The sequence below is a fragment of the Flavobacteriales bacterium genome (assembly GCA_016124845.1).
In the GTDB taxonomy this organism is placed as follows: Bacteria; Bacteroidota; Bacteroidia; order UBA10329; family UBA10329; genus UBA10329.
Map to the genome: position 1 here is coordinate 78,533 of WGMW01000015.1, position 19,702 is coordinate 98,234.

The window sequence follows — 19,702 nt, forward strand, 5'->3', positions numbered from 1 at the left end:
ATTCATCGACAAGAAATTATTAGATGGACAAATAGAATATGAAAAGTCTACAATAATGATTCTTGTATTCGGACTCATGGCTTTTATCCTGTCATCTGTTTATCTGGTATACATTAAATACGAACGAATATTCCGGTTATTGGAAAGGTACGAGGGAGTAAAATTGAATAAAGCTCTACTTTACCTAATAGTTGTTCTGACACCTTTAACGCTGCTACTGCTGGCAGGTACAATTACGGTGTATTTGAACGGTGGAGAACTCCTGGGGAATGAATTAACCGGAATATTGGAGTAGAGACACCTGCGAAATCAAATGCTTGTGATAGTAAGGCAGTTGATACCATAAGACCCTCAAGGTTGTGGAAACCTTGAAGATCTCTTGTCAGAAATCGAAGGGCAACCGTCCAATCAATCCCCATCATTCTCATTGAAGGTAAGTGTGGCGGAAAGCGCGTAAATGGCATCTACTTTCAGCAGGCCCAATACGGTTTGGAGTTCTGTGCGGATGGCTTCCAACTGCTGCGGCTGGGAGGTGATGCCATCTTCCAGCGTTCCGTTGAAGGCATCGATAAGTTGAAGTGTATTGTCCAAGCCGTTTTTGATGTTCTGCGCGGCCTCCGCAGCATCGTTGTAAATGAGGTGATTCTCCAAGGAGGCTGATGAACTTCCTGCGCCATTCTCCACATTTCCCACAAACGTTTCGCGAAGTGAGGCCACGCCCTCGCGCACGCATTGCAACGACCGCTGGCTTCGGAATGCTTCGGCCAGTTCGACATTGGCAACACCCGAACCTTCCGCGCCAAGCGGAGCACCCAGTTCGGTATGAACGATGCGTTCGGTCTGCGCGATCATTTCATTCAGCAGCATCTCTACAGGACTTCCAATTCCATTTGTGGGTTCGGTGGTGGCCAAAAAGTTGGCGTAATCATCTCCGCTTGGGAGCCAAAGATCATTGAGGAAATATGCTTTGAAATAGAGGTCTTCCGCGTAAGCGAGCAACAGATCGAGCCTGCGCTGGGCATCGGTTGCCATGGTAAAATCATTCAGCATATCGCTTTCCGCCCGTGCGGGATCAAAAAGCAAATATTCCATGGCGGCCAATCCTTTGGAGGTGGAACCTTTGCTATCCACATACACTTGATCAAGTGTGACGGTATCGGCCAAGAACCCATCGATAAAATCGGTGTTGCATGGCCATTTGTTCATCTTATTGTGAACGACCGATTCGGCAATCTGCCCAAAATTGAACACCGAAGTATGCTTGTATGCCTGCTTTGCCGAAAGCCACTTCGACCGCACTTGCTGGAAATTGGTAAGCGTTGGCTGCGCATGAAAATTCTGAACAGATTGGTAGAATGCGTTGGCCGTATCCTGCAATTGTTGGTGGCGTGGCAGAATGACCTTTTCAGTCAGCTGCGACATGAGCAGTTTTCGGTCGAACGGGTCTTCATCTGCCACGTTGCACACGTTGAGCAGCATGGAGAGAATGAACAGAACGGGTAGGATTCGTTTCATCAGAGTGAGTTTAGAAAGTCAAGAAGTTCCTGACGTTGCGTGGAGGAAAGCTGTTTGTATTGCTCGCGCGATGATTCGGCCTCGCCCCCGTGCCACAGCACAGCTTCTTCGATGTTCCGGGCGCGGCCATCGTGTAGGTAATTCGTGTGGTTGTTCACGGTTTGGAACAGGCCGATGCCCCAAAGCGGAGGGGTTCGCCATTCGTTTCCACTTGCCAGAAAATCAGGGCGGCCATCGGCCAGATCATCGCCCATATCGTGCAGTAGCATGTCGGTGTACGGGAAAATGGTCTGACTGGAAAGTGCTGGCACCTTCGGGTGGTTTCCCGTCACCATTTTGGAGCGATGGCAGTTCTCGCAACCTATTTGGAAGAAGACCTCTTTGCCTCGAAGCACGTTCTCGGCCTTGTAATTCCTTCGGGTTGGAACGGCCAATGTCGAGGAATAAAGTTCCACCTTGTAGAGGTCGTCATCTTCAATTTCGGGGGTGCCGCCATTGGGTGCATTTTGGCAATCGAATTCCATTGCGCTACAGTTCTCGCTTGGAAACATGAAGGACGTGATTCCCATGTCGCCATGGAATGCCCCGGCCGATTGCTGCAACAAGGTCGGTTGATTGGCTTTCCAGCCGAAACGGCCAATCTCGTTGGTTTGACCGATCTGATCCCACACATAATTGGCACGGCCCGAAATGCCATCTCCGTTGGCATCCATCTCATCGACCCGTTCCAGAATAGTGGATTCTGAAAGGGCTTCCAACAGGCCAAGGCCGATTATCTGGTTGGCCACGCGTGGCGAGAACAGCACGCCTGAACCATCACCATAACCTGAAAGATCAAGGAAGTAATCGGGTTTCCGTAGCGAGTAGGAAGTGCCATCGGCAAACTGACCGGAAACCTCAGTATAGGAGATGCTGAAGTTTCCTTCGGTGGTAACGTTGGGGATGGATTGATCCTGTAGCTGGCCTCCGTAGGTCGGGTGCGGCAGCGGTTCGCCATGCGGCCCAACGCCCGCAACACTCAAGCGGATGAGGAGACCGGAGGAAAGTTCGCCTGTGTATTCCGGTGCGCGACCGCGGCCATCTTGGAAGTGACATCCAGAACAGGAACGTGCATTGAAAAGCGGTCCCATACCATCGCGTGCGGTGGTGCTGGAAGGTGCCACCACCCAATTGGAACGGAAAAATGAGTTGCCGACCGCAAACAGCAGCTGGTCGGAATTGCTCAATCCGGGTATGGGTTTGGAGAACGCCAAAGGCGAAGCATCGTAAACCGATGCTTCGCCTCCAGAGAGTTCCTCTTTCTCATCGAGGTATTCCCAAAAGCTTTCTTCGTCTGGGCGGCAGGACGAGAAGAGTCCGATGACCGAAAGGAGGAGTAATGTCCGTTTCAATTCAGTTGAAATTGGTCTGTAAAAGTGTCATTTATTCGGGCAGCGTTGTGCTTACGGTCAGTCCGAGTGCATCTGCCGCTTCCGTTATCAGGTCGCCTTGGTCCTGCAAGGCACGGATCGCTTGCATGATCGGTCCGTTACCACCGGCCGTTTCGGCCATAATGGCCTGATCAAACGGGTCGGAGATCAAGTTCACCTTGGCGATGACATCATCCGAAAGCGCGTCCAATTCAGCACTCAGCGTGGCATCTTTCTCGGCAAGCAATTGGATGAGCGAATAGCCCGAAACCACGCTTCCATCGGTGCGCGTGTATGTACCTTGGATCACATTGTGAATTCCCATTGCATCTGTTACAATGTCGCGGTCGGTGTTGTCAGAGAAGCAAGACTGCTCATCTTCCTGATCCTGGTTGTCGAGCGCGGTGAACATGCGCTCTCCGGCCAACTCACTCTTACTCAATGTACCCAGTCCGGTGAGAATATGCGTAATCGCCACATCATTGTCCGTGGCCAAAAAAGTTGTGCGGTAGGAACCACCCGCCTGCCACTCGTCCACCAGACCGGAAAGGTCTTCCTCCAGTAATTGTGCGCAGGCTGCGAGGTAATCTCCGCGTCTATCCTGATTGTCGGCTGTGCCACCGCTTGTCACATAGTCGGTGTATGGGCGCATGCCCGCAGAGCTGGCACTCAGATCCTGTCCCCAAAGCAGAAATTCGATGGCGTGGTAGCCCAGACTGATGTTGGTTTCACCACCTACCTCGTTCAGTGTTCGAAGAACTTCGGCTGTGATGGTCGGATAATTTATCGGGTCGTTGATGATGCCTGAGTTGGGCGCGCCCTGCACGTAATCGATGTAATTCTCATCCAGCGGCCAAGAGTTCAATTCACCTTCGGGGCCATCCTCATCATCGATCGGGCCACCCGAAAAACGGAACGCTTCGGTCTGTCCGTAAGGCTCGCGAGCGGCCAACCAGGCGTTCTTGGCTGCGGTGAAACCCGCTTCGGAAGGTGCTGCCAAGAAATCGTTGACAGCTGTTTGAAGTTCCGCAGCCTTTGCGTGGCTGTCTTCGTAGCCAGCAAGTACAATGTCTGCGTAGTTGGCTATGAACTGTGCTTTTTGGTCTGCCAGCGGATTGGTATCATCGTCTTTCTTACAACCGACAATGGCCATAGCAAGGGTGATTATCAGAATGGATGGTTTCAGGAAGTGTTTCATACGTCTTATTTAGAATTGGTTTAAATAGTGCCGCAAACGTATGGTGCGGACCTGTTTCGTGTCAATACCCAACATGAGGTATAGAAAGTGCTTTGGATGTAAATTGAAAGGAATACCCAGAATAGGGTATCGGTTCAGATGAGCGCAGTTTTGAGCGCGTAACGCACCAGTTCGGTGGTGGAATTGACACCGAGTTTCTTGAAGATGTTCTTGCGATGCGTGTTGATGGTGTGAACAGACAGGCACATCTTATCGGCCACTTCGGCAGCGGTCAACCCTTGCGCGATGTATTCCACCACTTCAATTTCGCGCTGCGAGAGCGAGGTAGGGGAACAATCCTGACCTGCGCCCTCCTTTTCAGATTCGGTGACCACATCCAAAATGCGGTTGCAGTAGAACTTGTCGCCTTTGGCTGTGGCATGTATCGCATCCAGAATCTCGGCTTCGCTGCACTCTTTGGAAAGCAGTCCTTTAACAGGTTGGCGGATGATGCGGTTTATGGTGGTCGCGTCTGTGTGTGCGGAAATAACCAAGACCTTGGTGTCCGGAGCTACGCGAAAAACCTTCTGAAGATCCTCGAATGAGATGTAATCCGCGTGGTCGTAATCAAAGACCAGCACGTCCAGTTTTTCCTTCAGGAGCTTTGGAATGTCCTTTCCATCGGCACATTCGCCCGCCACTTTTATCTGCTTATCATGTGAGAAAACGTACTTCAAGCCTTCTCTCACCACAAAGTGGGCATCAGCTATTCCTACACGTATCTCGCTCATTATTTAGACAGATTCTAAACAAGCGCAAAGTAACGGGGAACTCGGCAACAAAACAAGTGGCCGATGCGAATCATTTGCCTGCTTCGAAGGCTTTCTTGCCTGAATCCAGCCAGTTGATGAATTTCTCAATGTCGGGGTCGTACGCGGCATGCGGTCCAAGCTGTTCCTCTCCGTGATCAAGGATGACATAGTACGGTTGAGAGTTGGTGCCGAAACGGTCGGCCTGCATGTAGCTCCACTTGTTGCCAACGGTTTTCAGCTTCTTGGTCTTCCCACCGATCTCCACGTCCACCTGCTGTTCTTTCGGAAGCTCAAGCTTCTCGTCCACATACAGCGAAATAAGAACGAAATCTTCCCGAAGTCGCTTTAATACGGCAGGGTCGCTCCAAACCTGTTCCTCCATTTTTCTGCAATTGACACATGCCCAACCCGTAAAATCGAGCATGATCGGTTTGTCCGATTCTTTCGCGTAAGCAAGCCCTTCTTCATAATCGTGGAAACAAGGCAATCCGTGCGGGCAATGCTCTGGCTCACCGATCACATCGCCTTTGGCGGAAAGAGCAACCGTTGATGGTACGGATGAACTGGCACCAAAGCCGTTCGGACTTTCGCTGTAAAATTTCGGAGGCGGGAAACCGCTAATAATTTTCAAAGGTGCGCCCCAAAGTCCAGGTACAAGGTAGATGGTGAAAACCAGTACCACCAGCCCGAACAGATAACGCGGAATGGAAATGGTATCGGATGGAGAATCGTGCGGGAAGCGGATAAATCCGAAGAGATAAAGCGCAAGTGTTCCGAAAATGCCGATCCAAAGTGCCAAAAACAATTCGCGCTTCAGCAAACCTGCCTGAACAACGAGATCGGCATTGCTGAGGAACTTCAGCGCGAGTGCCAATTCCAGTAGTCCAAGAACCACTTTCACAGAGTTCAGCCATCCGCCCGATTTCGGCATGGAATTCAGCCATCCTGGGAACGCGGCAAACAGCCCGAAAGGCAGCGCCAGCGCCAAGGAGAAGCCTGTCATTCCCATGATCGGCCCCATGACGCCACCGTTCACCGCAGCTTCCACAAGCAGAGTTCCGATGATCGGTCCTGTGCAGGAGAATGAGACCAACGAAAGCGTGAACGCCATAAAGAAGATGCCGATGAGCCCGCCTTTGTCTGATGCTTGATCGGCCTTGTTGACCCACGAACTGGGCAGCGTGATCTCAAATGCTCCCAAGAATGAAATGGCGAACACCACGAGTAGCACAAAGAAGAACAGGTTGAACCAGACGTTGGTACTCAGCGCATTCAGCGCATCGGCACCGAATGTGACCGTTACGGCAAAACCAAGTACGACATAAATGAAGATGATAAACAGGCCATAAAGAATCGCGTTGCTGATTCCCTTTGCGCGGTCTTTACTCCGTTTGGTGAAGAATGAAACTGTCAACGGGATCATCGGGAAAACGCAAGGTGTGAGCAATGCGAGAAATCCGCCAAGAAAACCTGCGATGAAAATTCCGATCCACGATTTATCAAAGGCAGCATCTGCGGACGCATCCTGCAAACTGAACTCGAATTCCACCCATTCGGGTGCAAGGCATTGTTTATCATCACAGGCCATGAAATTGACCGCACCTTTCACTGATCCACTTGGTTCAGTCAGCTTCACTTTTTGTGTGAAAGTCACCTCATTCTCGAACCAAGCGAGTTCTTCTTCATTCACAGGGTCAAACTGAATGATCGGTTCGTGTTCTGTCACTCCCCCAACCAGTTCAATTCCCTTCAACGAATCGAACTGGAACTCCGTTGGAAGCGTCATCGTTTCATCGGGCAGATGCATGGAATAGACATGCCAATGCTCCTCAATGGACGCTTTGAACTGAAGTTCATATTCTCCGTCTCCAAGTTCTTTCTTGGAGAATGTCCATGTTACAGGTTCAAGCAGTTGTGGCGCATCAGAACCCTGTTCGATCGGCTCTGTTTCGGCTGGCACGGGTTCAATCTCTTGTGTGTTTGTCGGTTTGGATTCAGGAATCTTGAACTCAAATTCCTCCAAGCTCGGTGGCAGACAGCGTTCATTATTGCAGACCATGAATTCCAACTCACCTTTTATCGTGGTGGTCGAAGCATCAACCGCAACTTTCTGAACGAATTTGGCCTTCTTCTCAAAATATTTCACTTCCATTTGGAAGTTCGGATCCATTTCCGTGTGTCCCTTGTCTTCCGAAACCTCGCCTTTCAACTTCGCTGTTTCCAGTTCGGTGAATGTGAAAGATGTGGCAACGGGACCGCCTTCGTCCAAATGCTGCGAGTAGAGATGCCACGTATCTTCAATGGCTGCGGTAAAGATTAGTTCAGCTTCAGTCGCACTGGTACGCTCCGCTTCGAACGACCACTTTACTGGGTCGAATATCTGGGCAATGGAACTGGAAATTGACAATGCCATCAGCACCGTCATCATCATTGATCTCATCATCTTTCCGTCTGCGTCAAATTTCGGAGTACGAGGATACAAAATTGTGATCTGTTGGAATGTGATCTGTCTCACTACCGACCCAAGGTCAGAATTCGATTTCTTCAACGCCAGTTATTCCCAGATGTTTTCGAATTCCCCACGTGCCAAGATACATGAACGGTGTATCGAATGCAGCCACTATTACTTTGAACAGCCAGCCCGCAATGAGCAGATCCCAAAAACGGCTCCAGTCGATGGCACCGACCGAGCACAGCAGACCGACCACCAAGGCCGTGTCTGCCAATTGCGAGGTCATGGTAGAGAAGTTGTTCCGAACCCACAGGTGTTCGCCTTTGGTCACCCTTTTCCAGAAATGATACAGACGGATGTCGATGTATTGTGCTGCCAAGTACGCGGCCATGGAAGCACCTACGGAAACAGAGGTGAGTCCGAAGACCTTGCTGAACTCTTCGTTCTGTACGGGCGACCACGAAGTTGCTGGGACCATATCGGCCAAGCTGACCACACCCAGCACGAAAATGCTGGCAAAGAGTCCCGCCATTACCACACGGTCAGCGCGTTTCTTGCCGAAAATCTCGGAGATAAGATCGGTAACCAGAAAAGTAACTGGATAGGGCAGAATTCCGACAGAGATCTCGAACGTGTACCAACCGAATGGACTCCATGTGAAGAACTTCTGGAAGATGAGATTGCAGGAGACCAACGAAGCGATGAAGATCCCCGCAAGGATCAAATAGATGCGTTCGGCCTTTTTCTGGTGTTCAGCGGAAAGTTGCATTTCGGGAAGTTACGCGGAGGATTTATTGCTCAGAAGCCCTCTACCTTCGGCATCTCCAAAGGGGAGTGAGTTCACCTTTTTCATATTCGTATGTCATTTGTAACCTACCAGCTTCCGCCAGCGCCACCGCCTCCAGAACTTCCACCACCGAAACCACCGAAGCCGCCACCGCCTCCAAAGCCACCGCCACCAGAGAAGTTTGACCACGAGCCCCCATGGCTTCTCCTCGAGGCATTGAGCAGCATCCAAGCTGCCCAAAAACCCATGTTATTGAGGCGAGCGTACCGTCTGACCTGCATGGCTTTGAAAAACCAGATAATGCCAAAGATGGCCAGGATGATGAAAAAACTTCCTACGGGAGCCTCTTGCTTCCCACCATGGCCTTTCCCTTCATATTCGCCTCGTGTGGCCTGAATGATCGCGTCTACACCTGCGTCCAGTCCACCAGAATAATCTCCTTGCTTAAAGCGAGGAACGATCTCATTCTCGATGATCCGCTTGATGATCGCATCAGGCAGACTGCCTTCAACGCCATATCCTGAAGTGATCCACAGTTTGTGCTCCTTGTAGGACATGAGGATCATGACGCCATTGTCATACTTTGCATCTCCTACTTTCCATTTATTGAAAAGTGTAACGGTGTAATCATCGATCGGATAACCGTCCAACGTTTTAAGGATAACGACCGCGATCTGAATGGAGGTCTCGTTATCCAAAGTGACCAGTTTTGTCTCCAGCGCGTTTTCCTCAGAACTGGAAAGCGCTCCAGCGTAATCGTTTACAAGTCGGTCGGGTTTTTCAGGAAAATCCTGCGCGAACGAAACGAACGGAACCGCCAACAGCCATATGAACAACAGATTTCTCATTTCACAATGATGTCATCGGGTAGTTCGTTCACGTCATCATCCTGATAAGGAAAATGTTCGGCCAATGCTTTTCCCGCCATCAGAATTCCTTTTTCCAAACCTTGGGCGAATTCTCCTTGCTTGAAGGAATTGAGCATCTCAGCCTTTATTCCATCCCAGAAATCCTTTTCCACTTTGGCGTTGATGCCGCCATCTCCCAGAATGGCGAATTTCCGATCCTGCATGGCGAGGTAGAACAGCACGCCATTTCGGAGTTCGGTCTTGTGCATTTCGAGTTCACCGAACAGGAAAGCCGCGCGGTCGAGCACATCTTCCTTGCATCTGTCTTCCACATACAGGCGTATTTCGCCCGATGTCGCTTTCTCGGCTGCTTTGATGGCGCTGCCGATGGCGGTCAGTCGTGCTTCGGTAAAGTATTCGGAAGCCTTCAAATCAGAATTCCACTTTTGGTGCTTCGTCAGCTCCTTCTTTGGCTTCGAAGTAGTCCATTTTCTCGAAATCGAACATGCCAGCAATCATGTTGTTCGGAAACTTGCGGATGTAGGTGTTGTATTCCTGAGCCGCTTCATTGAACTTCTTGCGCTCCACGGCAATGCGGTTTTCGGTTCCTTCCAGCTGCGCCTGAAGTTCCAAGAAGTTCTGATTTGCCTTCAGGTCAGGATATTTTTCCACAACCACCATCAGCTTCGATAGCGCGGAGGTCAGTCCATCCTGTGCCTGCTGAAACTTCTGAATGCTGCTGGCATCCAGTTTGGATGGGTCGATATTCACGCTGGTGGCCTTGGCGCGGGCTTCCACCACAGCGGTGAGTGTTCCTTCTTCGTGGTCGGCATAGCCTTTAACGGTGGCAACGAGGTTCGGAATAAGGTCCGCTCTGCGCTGATACACGTTCTCCACCTGCGACCATTGCGCGGTGACAGCCTCCTGTTTTTCAACCATGGAGTTGTACTGACAGCTTTGCAAACTCATCGCGCCCGCAATCAGAAATAAATAGAATAGTCGTTTCATTTTCAGTTGATGTTTAGGCAAATGTAACTAAGCTGTTCGACCTTTGTTCAGAATCTGTGATGGATTTGGTGTTGGTAGAGACGCGATTCATCGCGTCTGGTCAGATGCGGTCTGGTCATTTTGAGACGCGATGAATCGCGTCTCTACGTATCGGAAATGTGGACACGGAGAATTTTTTGTGTTGAATCAGTGACCTTAAATCGGTCGTCCAATCGCATTCCAACCACCCAGACAATTTCGTTTCGATGGGTGAGGAGCCAAACATTTCCTTTCTCCGTAACGGAAAGTTTTTCATCAATGAAAAAATCGCTCAGCAGTTTCCACCCTTTCATGCCAAGCGGTTTGAAGCGGTCGCCCTGCTGCCAATGGCGAAGTTTAAAGTTTTCCTGTTTGATGGTTGCTGCATCGATCAACGCCACATTCGGTTCGGTATTCAGCGATTTGACTTCGCTTCTGTCCAGAACCTCGAACTGAAGTTTTGGTGGGTTTTCGTGTGTGTTGAGCTCCGAAATGATCAGCGTTTCGCGGTCTTTCAGTACACGATGCGTATCGGAACAAACCTCACTACCCGACATTGAATTGAGAATATCCAAAACCTCAAACACCTGATCGGACGAAAAACCATTTGGCTCCAACAGTTCCTTCAGTAATGTGAAAGGCGCATTGGATTCTTTCAGCTTGTGGATGGAAATTCCGTTGTCCGATTCCAATTCCGAAAGGTTCATTTGAACCCACCGTTCGTAGTTCGGAAGTTGATTCTCCGCCCGTTCGCAGAGTTGCAGCAACTTGCTGAAAGCCGTTTCATCCTTTGCCGCAAGCATGGGAAGCAATCGCAGCCGCACCCAATTGCGCTGATAATAGGTTTGGGCGTTCGAGGCATCTTCTCGGAACGGAACTCCTTTCTCCTTAGCATAATCGCGGATCTCATCCTTCGTCAATCCAAGCAACGGACGGATGTAACCGACACGTTTGGACGGCATGCCTTGCAATCCACGGAAACCCGTGCCGCGCAACACGTTCAGGATCAACGATTCCACGCGGTCGTTGGCATGATGCGCCAAAGCCGTGGCCGCGTAACCGTACTCATCCGTCAATTTCTGGAAAAAACGGTAGCGTTCTTCCCGCGCCACCATCTGAATGGATGCCTTGGATTCCTCTGCCAGTTTCTGGGTTTCAATTCGTTTGGAATGGAATGGGACATTTCTCTGCGCGCACCAATTTTTTACCAAGGTCTCATCCGCATCTGAAGCCTCGCCACGCAACTGATAATTGCAATGCGCCACGGCAATGGCGTAACCGTTTTCCAACAGCATGGAGGCCAAAACCATCGAATCCACACCACCGCTTACGCCCACCAGAATCGGGTTTCCGCTATTCGGGAAACCAAATTTCTGCATCGATTCGGAGAATCTATTTTGCATGGTTGAGCAGCACGTTTCGCATGGCCTCGGCTTTCAACATGCATTCTTCGTATTCCTTTTCGGGGTCGGACTGAATGGTAATGGCACCGCCTGTTGGAAACGTCACCACCTTCTTTTCCTCGTTGTAAAGAATGCTGCGGATGACCACGTTGAAGTCGAAATCCAGATCGGGTGTGAAATAACCGACCGCGCCCGAATACAGTCCGCGCGAAAAATCCTCAAACTGATCGATAAGTTCCATGGCGCGGATCTTCGGTGCGCCCGTCATCGAACCCATCGGAAACGCATTGAGCAATGCATCCAGCGGGTGAACATCTTCGCGCAACTCAGCCGAAACCGTTGAGATCATCGTGTTCACATGTTCAAACGAATACACGCCACAGAGTTCGTCCACCTTCACGGTTCCTTTTTTTGCGCTTCGCGAAAGATCATTGCGTACAAGGTCGGTGATCATTACGTTCTCAGCCATCTCCTTGGCATTGTTCCGAAGTTCCTCTTTCTGTTTCTCATTGTCGGAAGTTCTTCGGTTGGTGCCTTTCATCGGTTGTGAAACGATGCGATTCCCATCTTTCTTCATAAAACGCTCAGGGCTCGAACTAATCAGATAGTTACCGTTGTCGGCAACGTAGCACGAGAATGGAGCGGGAGAATTTTCCTGAAGTTCCTGATACAAGCGATACGGTTCCACAACCGTGTTCTCAAATCCGTGCTGCACGCAGTAATTCACTTCGTAAATATCTCCGAACTGAATGTGCTGCTGAAGGTTCTCTATCTGGTGGCAGTACATTTCTTTGGAGATCGGCCGCATCTCGTTTCCAAGACAAGCAGGTTTGTTTTGACGTTCGGTCTCACATTTGGAATTGGAATGTGAATAGTTCATCCAACCGTCTTCTGTCAATAGAAAAACCTCGTCAGGAACGAAAAAATGAAACATTGGAAACCTGATGACATCAGTATTTCTGCTTGTCACATCCTCCAACACGTTCTTGGTGTCATAGCTGAAGTAGCCTACAATAAGGTCATTCTGTTTCGATAACCAGGCTCTCAGCTTTACGATGTCTTCTTTATTGTGACCTGTTATTTCTGAGTGGCTTCCATTGCAAACAAGTCTTGAGAACTTAAGCGAGTCTTTGTTTGAACCGATCGACAGTTCGCCTTGCCAATCAAGGCATATTTGAAATTCGGAGTACCTCGGAACTCGATTCGGCTGCTCATCTCCGTCCAATTTCCGCAGTATTCTGTCAGTCCAGGCCATGGTTGCAAATTTCGATAAACGACACAACGCAGCACGTCAGTTGACGTAAATATGTCTGTTTGAAGGCTGCACTTCAAGGTTGAAAATTAATTGAGAATGGAATTTTAGCGACCTTTACAAAGCAAAAGCATTAGCTTTAAGGTTCGCTTCAAGTAGTTTTGAAACGGAAATTGAAAACACGACTTAAATGAAGAAGTTTATCTACGCTGAGTTCGGATTCCTGCTGACGACCGCATTGGTTTTGGGAACCATTGATGCAAATGCGCAGGGCGTGGTCAACAATGGAGCCAAGATGAACATTGCCGCTGGCACCTACCTCAACATTGATAATGGTGGGTTTACGAACCAAAGTGGCGGAGGCGTTACCAACGCTGGCACCATGCAGGTGGAAGGTGACTGGGAAAACAATGATGCCGGAGGTGTTTTTGATACCAATGACGGAGTGGTTGAACTTGACGGTGCGGCCCAAGACATTACCGGTAGCCAACTTACCGATTTTCATGACCTTACAGTAAAAGGTAGCGACCATAAGACCTTGAACGGGGTTGATGCCAACGTATATGACGTTCTGACCTTGACCGGCAAGAGCCTTCGGCTGAACACCAATACCTTGAATATTGAGAACTCGGCCACTGCGGCCATTACAGGTACGGGCAAGATCATTTCTGAGACCGGCCCAGCGGAAGGTGGTTATGGTGTGCTCCGTTGGAAGATCGGAACGAACACAGGTAATTACACCATTCCATTCGGTACAGATGTGGCCAGTCCGGCAGACCTTTCTTTCGGATACAACATTACAACGGCCGGAGGTCCAACATCCATGTACAAGACCTTCTCTACCTACGAAACGGATCCTCAAAACTCATTTACTGGAACAAACATTACGGTCAATCCACTTCCATCTCAATGGACGGATCTTCCTTATACCGTAAATAACCTTACTGATGATTACATTCAAGCGGCACACTACTGGACCGTTGACCGATTCTGGATCATTGATGCTGAAAACATCGGTGAAGGACAAGGCGGTTATACGGTTAAGCCTCGAATGGAATATGTGTTCAAGTATCTGGATTCAGAGATTGCTTCTCCAAACCACATTACAGAGGCCAATCTTGTGCCACAGCGTTATAATCATACGTTAGACAAATGGGGCGATTGGCTCTATGGTGTGCCATCTGCCATTACCAATACATCTACGAACAAAACAACTATACAGATCGCGCAGGATGCGGGTACTTGGACAGAGGACATGTATCCGGTTTGGACACTTGTAGATAACAGTGATCCGCTTCCGATCGAGATCACCCGTTTTGCGGGAACTTGTATGAACGGTGAAGTGGAAGTGAGTTGGACAACTTGGACAGAGACGAACAACGATTTCTTTACGCTGGAACGCAGTAGTAACGGAACGGATTTCGAGAAGGTAGATGTTGTGGATGGTGCCGGTAACAGCAACGAACCGCTGAATTATCATGTGACCGACATGGATGCCAATGGTGGGACTTCCTATTACCGTTTGAAGGACACGGATTTTTCAGGAAAATCATCTTACTCGGAGGTCATCGCGGTTACCTGCGGTGAGAATGCCAATGAGTTCGATTTTGTGAATGCGTATGATGTCGATCATACATCCGTGGTGGTTCAGTTCACGGCCGTTGATGGTGAGGATTTCGTTATCCAGTTGTTTGATGGAAGTGGACGTTTGGTATTGGATCATGCAGGTGTTGCTTATGAAGGTATGAACAAGGTCAATCTTGCAACACGAGATCTTTCCCAAGGAATTTATATTATTAACCTGTCAAATTCGACAAAGAAATTCAGCAAACGAGTAATGCTGAAATAATCCACCTCGGTGGCAGCTGTAAATGGGGGAGGACTTCGGTTCTCCCTTTTTTTATTTGGTGCGGATGTAGTTTGCGAAGAAAGCAACCCAATCTGGGTCGTCATTCAAGCTTGGAACCAGATCGACCTTCTCGCCTCCGTGCTCCTTGAAAATCTCATCGTACTCATGACCGATCTCAATCAGTGTTTCGAGGCAATCGGCCACAAAAGCAGGGGAGAAGATGAGCATGCGCTTGGCACCGCCTTTTGCTTTTTCAGCTACTACTTTGTCTGAATAAGGCTTGATCCACTTATCATCCAAACGGGATTGGAATGAGGTTGTATATCTGTCTTCCGATAGCCCCAGTTTCTCAGCAATTCGCTTGGTAGACTCATAGCACGCGGCCTTGTAGCAATACTGGTTTTCGCCCGTTACGCCATGCTCGCAATTGCGGTCATCGCACAGGCCTTCGTCATAAACCTTATCCAACTGTCGGATTGGAAGCCCGTGATAACTGAACAGAATATGATCGTATGAATCGAGGTCGAACTGCTTGGCGCGTTTCACGAAACCATCAATGTATCCATCCAATTCATAGAACTGGCTCACAAAAACCATTTCTGGAATAACCCACCATTTGGAGGCGATGCGCATCACTTCCTCAATGCACGTTCCCGTAGATGAAGACGCATACTGCGGATACATCGGCACCACAATGATCTTCTTCGGGTTATTCTTGCGAAGCTTCTCCAAACCTTCTTCCACCGAAGGAGATTGGTAACGCATGGCTATCTCTACTTGATACTTCTCGCCAAGATCTGCCTGCAATCCATTCTTGAAATTCTCGGAGTGAATGAGCAGCGGAGAACCTTCAGGCGTCCACATCTGCTGATAGATCTTGGCCGATTTCGGTGCGCGAAAAGGAACGATGATGGCATTCACCAGAATCTTCCGCGCCAACCAAGGAATATCAATGACACGAGGGTCATTGAGGAACTCGGATAGGTACTTCCGAACATCACCCACTTTGGGTGAGTCGGGCGTTCCGACATTCATGAGGAGAACTCCTATTTCTGGCTTCATGGAGACTGGTTCTTGGTTATTGGGTTATTGAGTAAACCGTCATATGCCAATAACTAATAACTCAATAACTGACAGGAAACCGTGGACAGGACCATTTGTTCCGATCACATGTGCAACGAACGGTTGTCCGTAGCAGCCAAACAGGCTTCTTTAATGGCTTCTGTATATGTTGGGTGAGCGTGCGAGATGCGCGAAACATCCTCAGCAGACGCACGGAATTCCATGGCAACAACCGCTTCCGCGATCATATCTGCAGCTCGTGCTCCGATCATGTGTACACCCAAAATCTCATCGGTGTTCTTATCGGCAAGAACCTTTACCAATCCATCAAGGTCCATACTGGCGCGAGAACGGCCCAACGCGCGCATCGGGAACGAACCAACTTTGTATTCAACACCTTCTTCCTTCAGTTGCTCTTCGGTTTTACCGACAGCGGCAACTTCTGGCCACGTGTAAACCACGCCAGGAATCAGGTTGTAATCCACATGCGGTTTCTGACCAGCCATGGTCTCAGCAACGAAAACGCCTTCTTCCTCGGCTTTGTGTGCAAGCATCGCGCCTTTAATGACATCGCCAATGGCGTAAATGCCCGGCACTTTTGTCTGTAGGTGGTTGTCCACTTCAATGCGGCCGCGGTCATCGGTTTTCAGACCGATCTTATCCAAACCAAGCCCTTCGGTGTATGGCTTACGACCCACCGAAACAAGGCAGTAATCGCCTTCCAACACCAACTCCTTGCCCTTAGCGTCATCGGCCTTCAGCGTTACGGTCTTGCCTTTGGCAGAAACTTCCTTCACCTTGTGGCTCAGGTAGAACTTCATGCCTTCCTTCTTCAGCACTTTCAGCAACTCCTTGCCCAAGGTCTTGTCCATGGTCGGGATGATGCTGTCCATGTATTCCACCACCGAAACTTCGGCACCCAAACGGGCATACACCGAACCCAATTCGAGGCCGATAACGCCACCACCGACCACGATCAGGTGCTTCGGTACTTCGGTAAGGTTCAACGCTTCGGTGGAGGTGATCACACGCTTCTTATCAATGGTGATGAACGGCAATGATGACGGCTTGGAACCCGTGGCAATGATCACCTTGTCGGTGTCAATGCTTTCTGTCTTGCCATCGGCTTTGGTCACCGTGATCTTGTTCTTGGTCTCGAAACTTCCCACGCCTTCATACACCTCGATCTTGTTCTTCTTCATCAGAAAACTGATGCCGTCCACATTCTGCTTCACCACATCAGCCTTGCGATCGATCATCTGTTTGATGTTGACCTTCGGTTCCGGGATGTCTATGCCGTGGGTCTTGAAAGTATGCTTGGCGTTGTGAAAATGCTCGGATGAATCGAGCAGTGCCTTTGACGGGATGCAACCCACGTTGAGACACGTTCCGCCAAGGGTCGGATACTTCTCAATAATGGCTGTTTTCATACCCAATTGCGCACATCGGATGGCTGCCACATAGCCACCTGGGCCCGAACCGATAATCGTTACATCATACTTTGCCATAGCTCTTCTTTTTTGAACGGCCGCAAAGGTAGGTTTTGCTTACGAAGATGTGAAGTGATGAGGGAGACTATTGCTGTTCCAACTCTGGGCAATTGAATGAACCGAGGTTATCCACGCCAAGTTTTTCAAGCACGGACTGATTCCATCTTACCATGGCCTCTTTGTTTGTTCCATGCGCTGTTTCACTTACAAATTGATGGAGTGTTTTCTGTAGCATGGTCTGATGCTGCCGATGGAGCGATCTGGCATCATCCATCGATAATCTTTTCGAGCGCAATTCTTGGTCAAGTTCCCGCCTTTGAATCTCCACCAGATCGAAATACATGTTGATGAAAATCTGTGCGCTGCAGGTAACAGGTAGATGGAAGAAACTCTCGTAGGGGTCGAACATGGCGAATGTGCGGAACTGGATGGAGTCATTGATCCGCCATGGATCCATCAGGATGAAGGCATTGAGATGGAACTTTTCGTTGGGCATTTCGCTCAGTTTTCGGCTGCGCTTATCAGGCGAGAATTCGGCAAAACGGATGCGTTTTTCTCCGCTCCAGAACATGTGCGATGCTTCGAAGAATCGGCCATCATCAAATGCATGGTGGTCTTTGGCCACATCATTCAGTTCATTCATAGACGTTTGGAGGAAGCGTGACCGTTCCGCATTCTGATCTACCAACGAAAACGGCCTGGATTGTTGCCAGAACCCTTCATTTTTTGGCAAGGCACTCAGATTGCGATAGTCGGAAAGATGCTTCAACCCTTCGGTCGGAAAAGGCATGAGAAACGGTTGTCGCTTCCAACTTGGTTTCAGAACCGCGTATGAGACAACCGATTGTTTGCGTTGTACCGAATCGCGAATGCTCAGATAGCTGAAATCGTAGGCAAAGTCGATGCTATTGAGTCTGTAATTCCCATCGCGCACATCGAATGTCCGCGTAATGGAAAGGTTCACCTTCTCCAGACCATCATCGGGCCACAAGGGTACAAACGGGTACACCGAGGCATTCTCCACCTCGAACTTCACTTTGATGAGCGCATTGCTGGCCGAATCTATCCAAGCCTTGCCAGCAAACATGTCGTTGCGTTGGTCGCGGGGCGAGAACGAGATGATGTAAACGTTGCCACCATCAGCAGACCGATTGATGCCATCGAGACTCAGATCGTACGACCGCTTCAATTTCTGGCGTCCCAATTGGAACGGATTGGTCGGAAAGGCCGCCTGCGGAACGAACAGTAATTGCCCGTTGATGGCCTTGGAGATGTCGGTGGAAATGAAGTAGCCGTTGTTCCATTTTTGCAACCCCAGCCTGCCTGTTTTCATACGCAGTTCGGCCACGTCATAGCCTCGGTAAACGCCATTGTAATAGAGTTCGAGAAGTTCGGTGCGAACGCTGTCAACAAAGGTTTCGAGAAAGAGATAGGACGGAAGGGTATCGGTCTGGCGCGATGCCGTTTCCCGCACCTTCCAAAGCAGGGTGTAGAGCAGTTCGTTATTGGCCATCACCACCACTTCAGATAGGAGATTCTGCTTCGGTTTCAGGTTCACCACCATACTGTCATACGCTGTAAGCGTGATGGTCTCATACCCTATGAACGAGAACTGGAGCTTCTCATCCGAACCGATTCCCGAAATGCGGAATTGCCCTTCCACATCGGCAATGGTGCCCGTCTCGGTTCGGGCCGCGTAGATGTTGGCAAACGGAAGTGGGGCTCCGCTGCCACCGTCCAATACGGTTCCCCTGATGGCCGTGGTCTGCCCTTGTGCCGATAACAGCCCCAACAGAAGCTGAGAGCACAGTAAGACGACCGTTCGTATTGCTGGGTTTGCTACCATGGGAGGTTACGAATTTAATGAATGGACAATGTCAACCATTTCAAAGAGCTCTTGGGAGGCGATGCCTGTTTCCACGGTCATTTCCACTCCTTCTATGGCTCGTATCGGCTCTTCTACGGAAGGTTACCTCCCTTCTACGGCTCGATAGCTCCCTTCTACGACTCGTTACGGTCGGTGAAATTTATGGACAAGACGGTGAAATTCTCGGACAAGCCCGTTCAATTCCCGGACAAGACGGCTTGGTTCTCGGACAAGACGGCTTGGTTCTCGGACAAGACGGCTCGGTTCTCGGACAAGACGGTTCAGTTCCCGTACAAGACCGCGAAATTCATGGACAAGGCCGCTTGGTGCATGGACAAGGCCCCATAAAACCTGCAAGGGTTAAAAAACAAGGTGTTGAAATGCCGGTTCTGTGAATGAATCCATTGCTTCTTATTAAAAAGAAGAAGATGTGGAAAATGGTTGAAACCATTCCCGAACATGTTGATTCCATCATAGCCCACGATTTAAATCGTGGGCTATGATGGACGGCAAGGCACCAGCCGTTTTAATGGTTTTGAAGACAGGTCTATCAATGGCGAGTGTGATTCTGTTTTTCAGACGCCCCTGTTTTCAAAACCTCGCAGGTTTGGTTTGGGGAGGTGCTGGAAGATTATCAGACACCAAGAAGCAGGCGATATGAACTCACCCACTGCTACAATCCATTTAGTACGCCATACGGAAACGGTTTTTTATCGACCTGTAATCGCTGTTTGTCATTCCGAGTGTGCGAGG

Annotated in this window: 16 protein-coding genes; 2 read left to right on the forward strand and 14 right to left on the reverse strand. The window is 49.6% G+C overall.

Annotated elements, in window-relative coordinates; translation table 11 throughout:
• Positions 1–408 precede the first annotated feature (408 nt).
• From GC178_07465 to GC178_07515, 11 genes are all read right to left on the reverse strand, one after another.
• Entirely contained in the window at positions 409–1,515 is a 1,107-nt protein-coding gene (locus GC178_07465) for a hypothetical protein (protein ID MBI1287405.1), read from the reverse strand.
• Positions 1,515–2,876, reverse strand: a complete 1,362-nt coding sequence (locus GC178_07470; protein ID MBI1287406.1) for a c-type cytochrome — start codon at positions 2,874–2,876, stop codon at positions 1,515–1,517. Before GC178_07470 ends, GC178_07465 begins: the two co-directional genes overlap by 1 nt.
• A 61-nt stretch (positions 2,877–2,937) precedes the next feature.
• Complete coding sequence (locus GC178_07475) at positions 2,938–4,110, reverse strand: peptidase M75 (GenBank protein ID MBI1287407.1); 1,173 nt, start codon at positions 4,108–4,110, stop codon at positions 2,938–2,940.
• Between the two features lie 146 nt (positions 4,111–4,256).
• Positions 4,257–4,892: a response regulator gene (locus tag GC178_07480; GenBank protein ID MBI1287408.1), complete on the reverse strand. Its 636-nt coding sequence runs from the start codon at positions 4,890–4,892 to the stop codon at positions 4,257–4,259.
• Between the two features lie 70 nt (positions 4,893–4,962).
• Positions 4,963–6,972, reverse strand: coding sequence for a DUF255 domain-containing protein (locus tag GC178_07485; protein ID MBI1287409.1), 2,010 nt, complete (start codon positions 6,970–6,972; stop codon positions 4,963–4,965).
• Between the two features lie 469 nt (positions 6,973–7,441).
• The gene (locus tag GC178_07490) at positions 7,442–8,134 is read right to left on the reverse strand and encodes a queuosine precursor transporter (GenBank protein ID MBI1287410.1); all 693 of its coding nucleotides are present in this window, start codon (positions 8,132–8,134) and stop codon (positions 7,442–7,444) included.
• 104 nt (positions 8,135–8,238) lie between these two features.
• Positions 8,239–9,000 carry a TPM domain-containing protein gene (locus GC178_07495; GenBank protein ID MBI1287411.1) on the reverse strand — a complete coding sequence of 254 codons (762 nt, stop codon included), beginning with the start codon at positions 8,998–9,000 and terminating at the stop codon, positions 8,239–8,241.
• The gene (locus GC178_07500) at positions 8,997–9,431 is read right to left on the reverse strand and encodes a TPM domain-containing protein (protein ID MBI1287412.1); all 435 of its coding nucleotides are present in this window, start codon (positions 9,429–9,431) and stop codon (positions 8,997–8,999) included. The genes GC178_07495 and GC178_07500 overlap by 4 nt, the downstream gene beginning before the upstream one ends.
• A 1-nt stretch (position 9,432) precedes the next feature.
• Positions 9,433–10,008: a LemA family protein gene (locus tag GC178_07505; protein MBI1287413.1), complete on the reverse strand. Its 576-nt coding sequence runs from the start codon at positions 10,006–10,008 to the stop codon at positions 9,433–9,435.
• A gap of 143 nt (positions 10,009–10,151) precedes the next feature.
• Entirely contained in the window at positions 10,152–11,429 is a 1,278-nt protein-coding gene (gene tilS / locus GC178_07510) for a tRNA lysidine(34) synthetase TilS (GenBank protein MBI1287414.1), read from the reverse strand.
• Positions 11,419–12,684 (reverse strand): aminodeoxychorismate synthase component I, encoded by a 1,266-nt coding sequence (locus GC178_07515; GenBank protein ID MBI1287415.1) that lies wholly within the window; start codon positions 12,682–12,684, stop codon positions 11,419–11,421. Before GC178_07515 ends, tilS begins: the two co-directional genes overlap by 11 nt.
• A gap of 187 nt (positions 12,685–12,871) precedes the next feature.
• On the opposite strand from GC178_07515, the gene GC178_07520 reads away from it, so the two are divergent.
• The gene (locus GC178_07520) at positions 12,872–14,530 is read left to right on the forward strand and encodes a T9SS type A sorting domain-containing protein (protein ID MBI1287416.1); all 1,659 of its coding nucleotides are present in this window, start codon (positions 12,872–12,874) and stop codon (positions 14,528–14,530) included.
• 51 nt (positions 14,531–14,581) lie between these two features.
• On the opposite strand, the gene GC178_07525 is transcribed toward GC178_07520, so the two are convergent.
• The 3 genes from GC178_07525 to GC178_07535 all read right to left on the reverse strand — a co-directional run bounded on the left by GC178_07525 (position 14,582) and on the right by GC178_07535 (position 18,928).
• Positions 14,582–15,592: a ferrochelatase gene (locus tag GC178_07525; GenBank protein MBI1287417.1), complete on the reverse strand. Its 1,011-nt coding sequence runs from the start codon at positions 15,590–15,592 to the stop codon at positions 14,582–14,584.
• 104 nt (positions 15,593–15,696) lie between these two features.
• Positions 15,697–17,100: a dihydrolipoyl dehydrogenase gene (gene lpdA, locus GC178_07530; GenBank protein ID MBI1287418.1), complete on the reverse strand. Its 1,404-nt coding sequence runs from the start codon at positions 17,098–17,100 to the stop codon at positions 15,697–15,699.
• A gap of 67 nt (positions 17,101–17,167) precedes the next feature.
• Positions 17,168–18,928, reverse strand: a complete 1,761-nt coding sequence (locus GC178_07535; GenBank protein ID MBI1287419.1) for a hypothetical protein — start codon at positions 18,926–18,928, stop codon at positions 17,168–17,170.
• Positions 18,929–18,949: 21 nt separating this feature from the next.
• Between GC178_07535 and GC178_07540 the strand changes: the two genes are divergently transcribed.
• Positions 18,950–19,297 carry a hypothetical protein gene (locus GC178_07540; protein MBI1287420.1) on the forward strand — a complete coding sequence of 116 codons (348 nt, stop codon included), beginning with the start codon at positions 18,950–18,952 and terminating at the stop codon, positions 19,295–19,297.
• Positions 19,298–19,702: the final 405 nt, after the last annotated feature.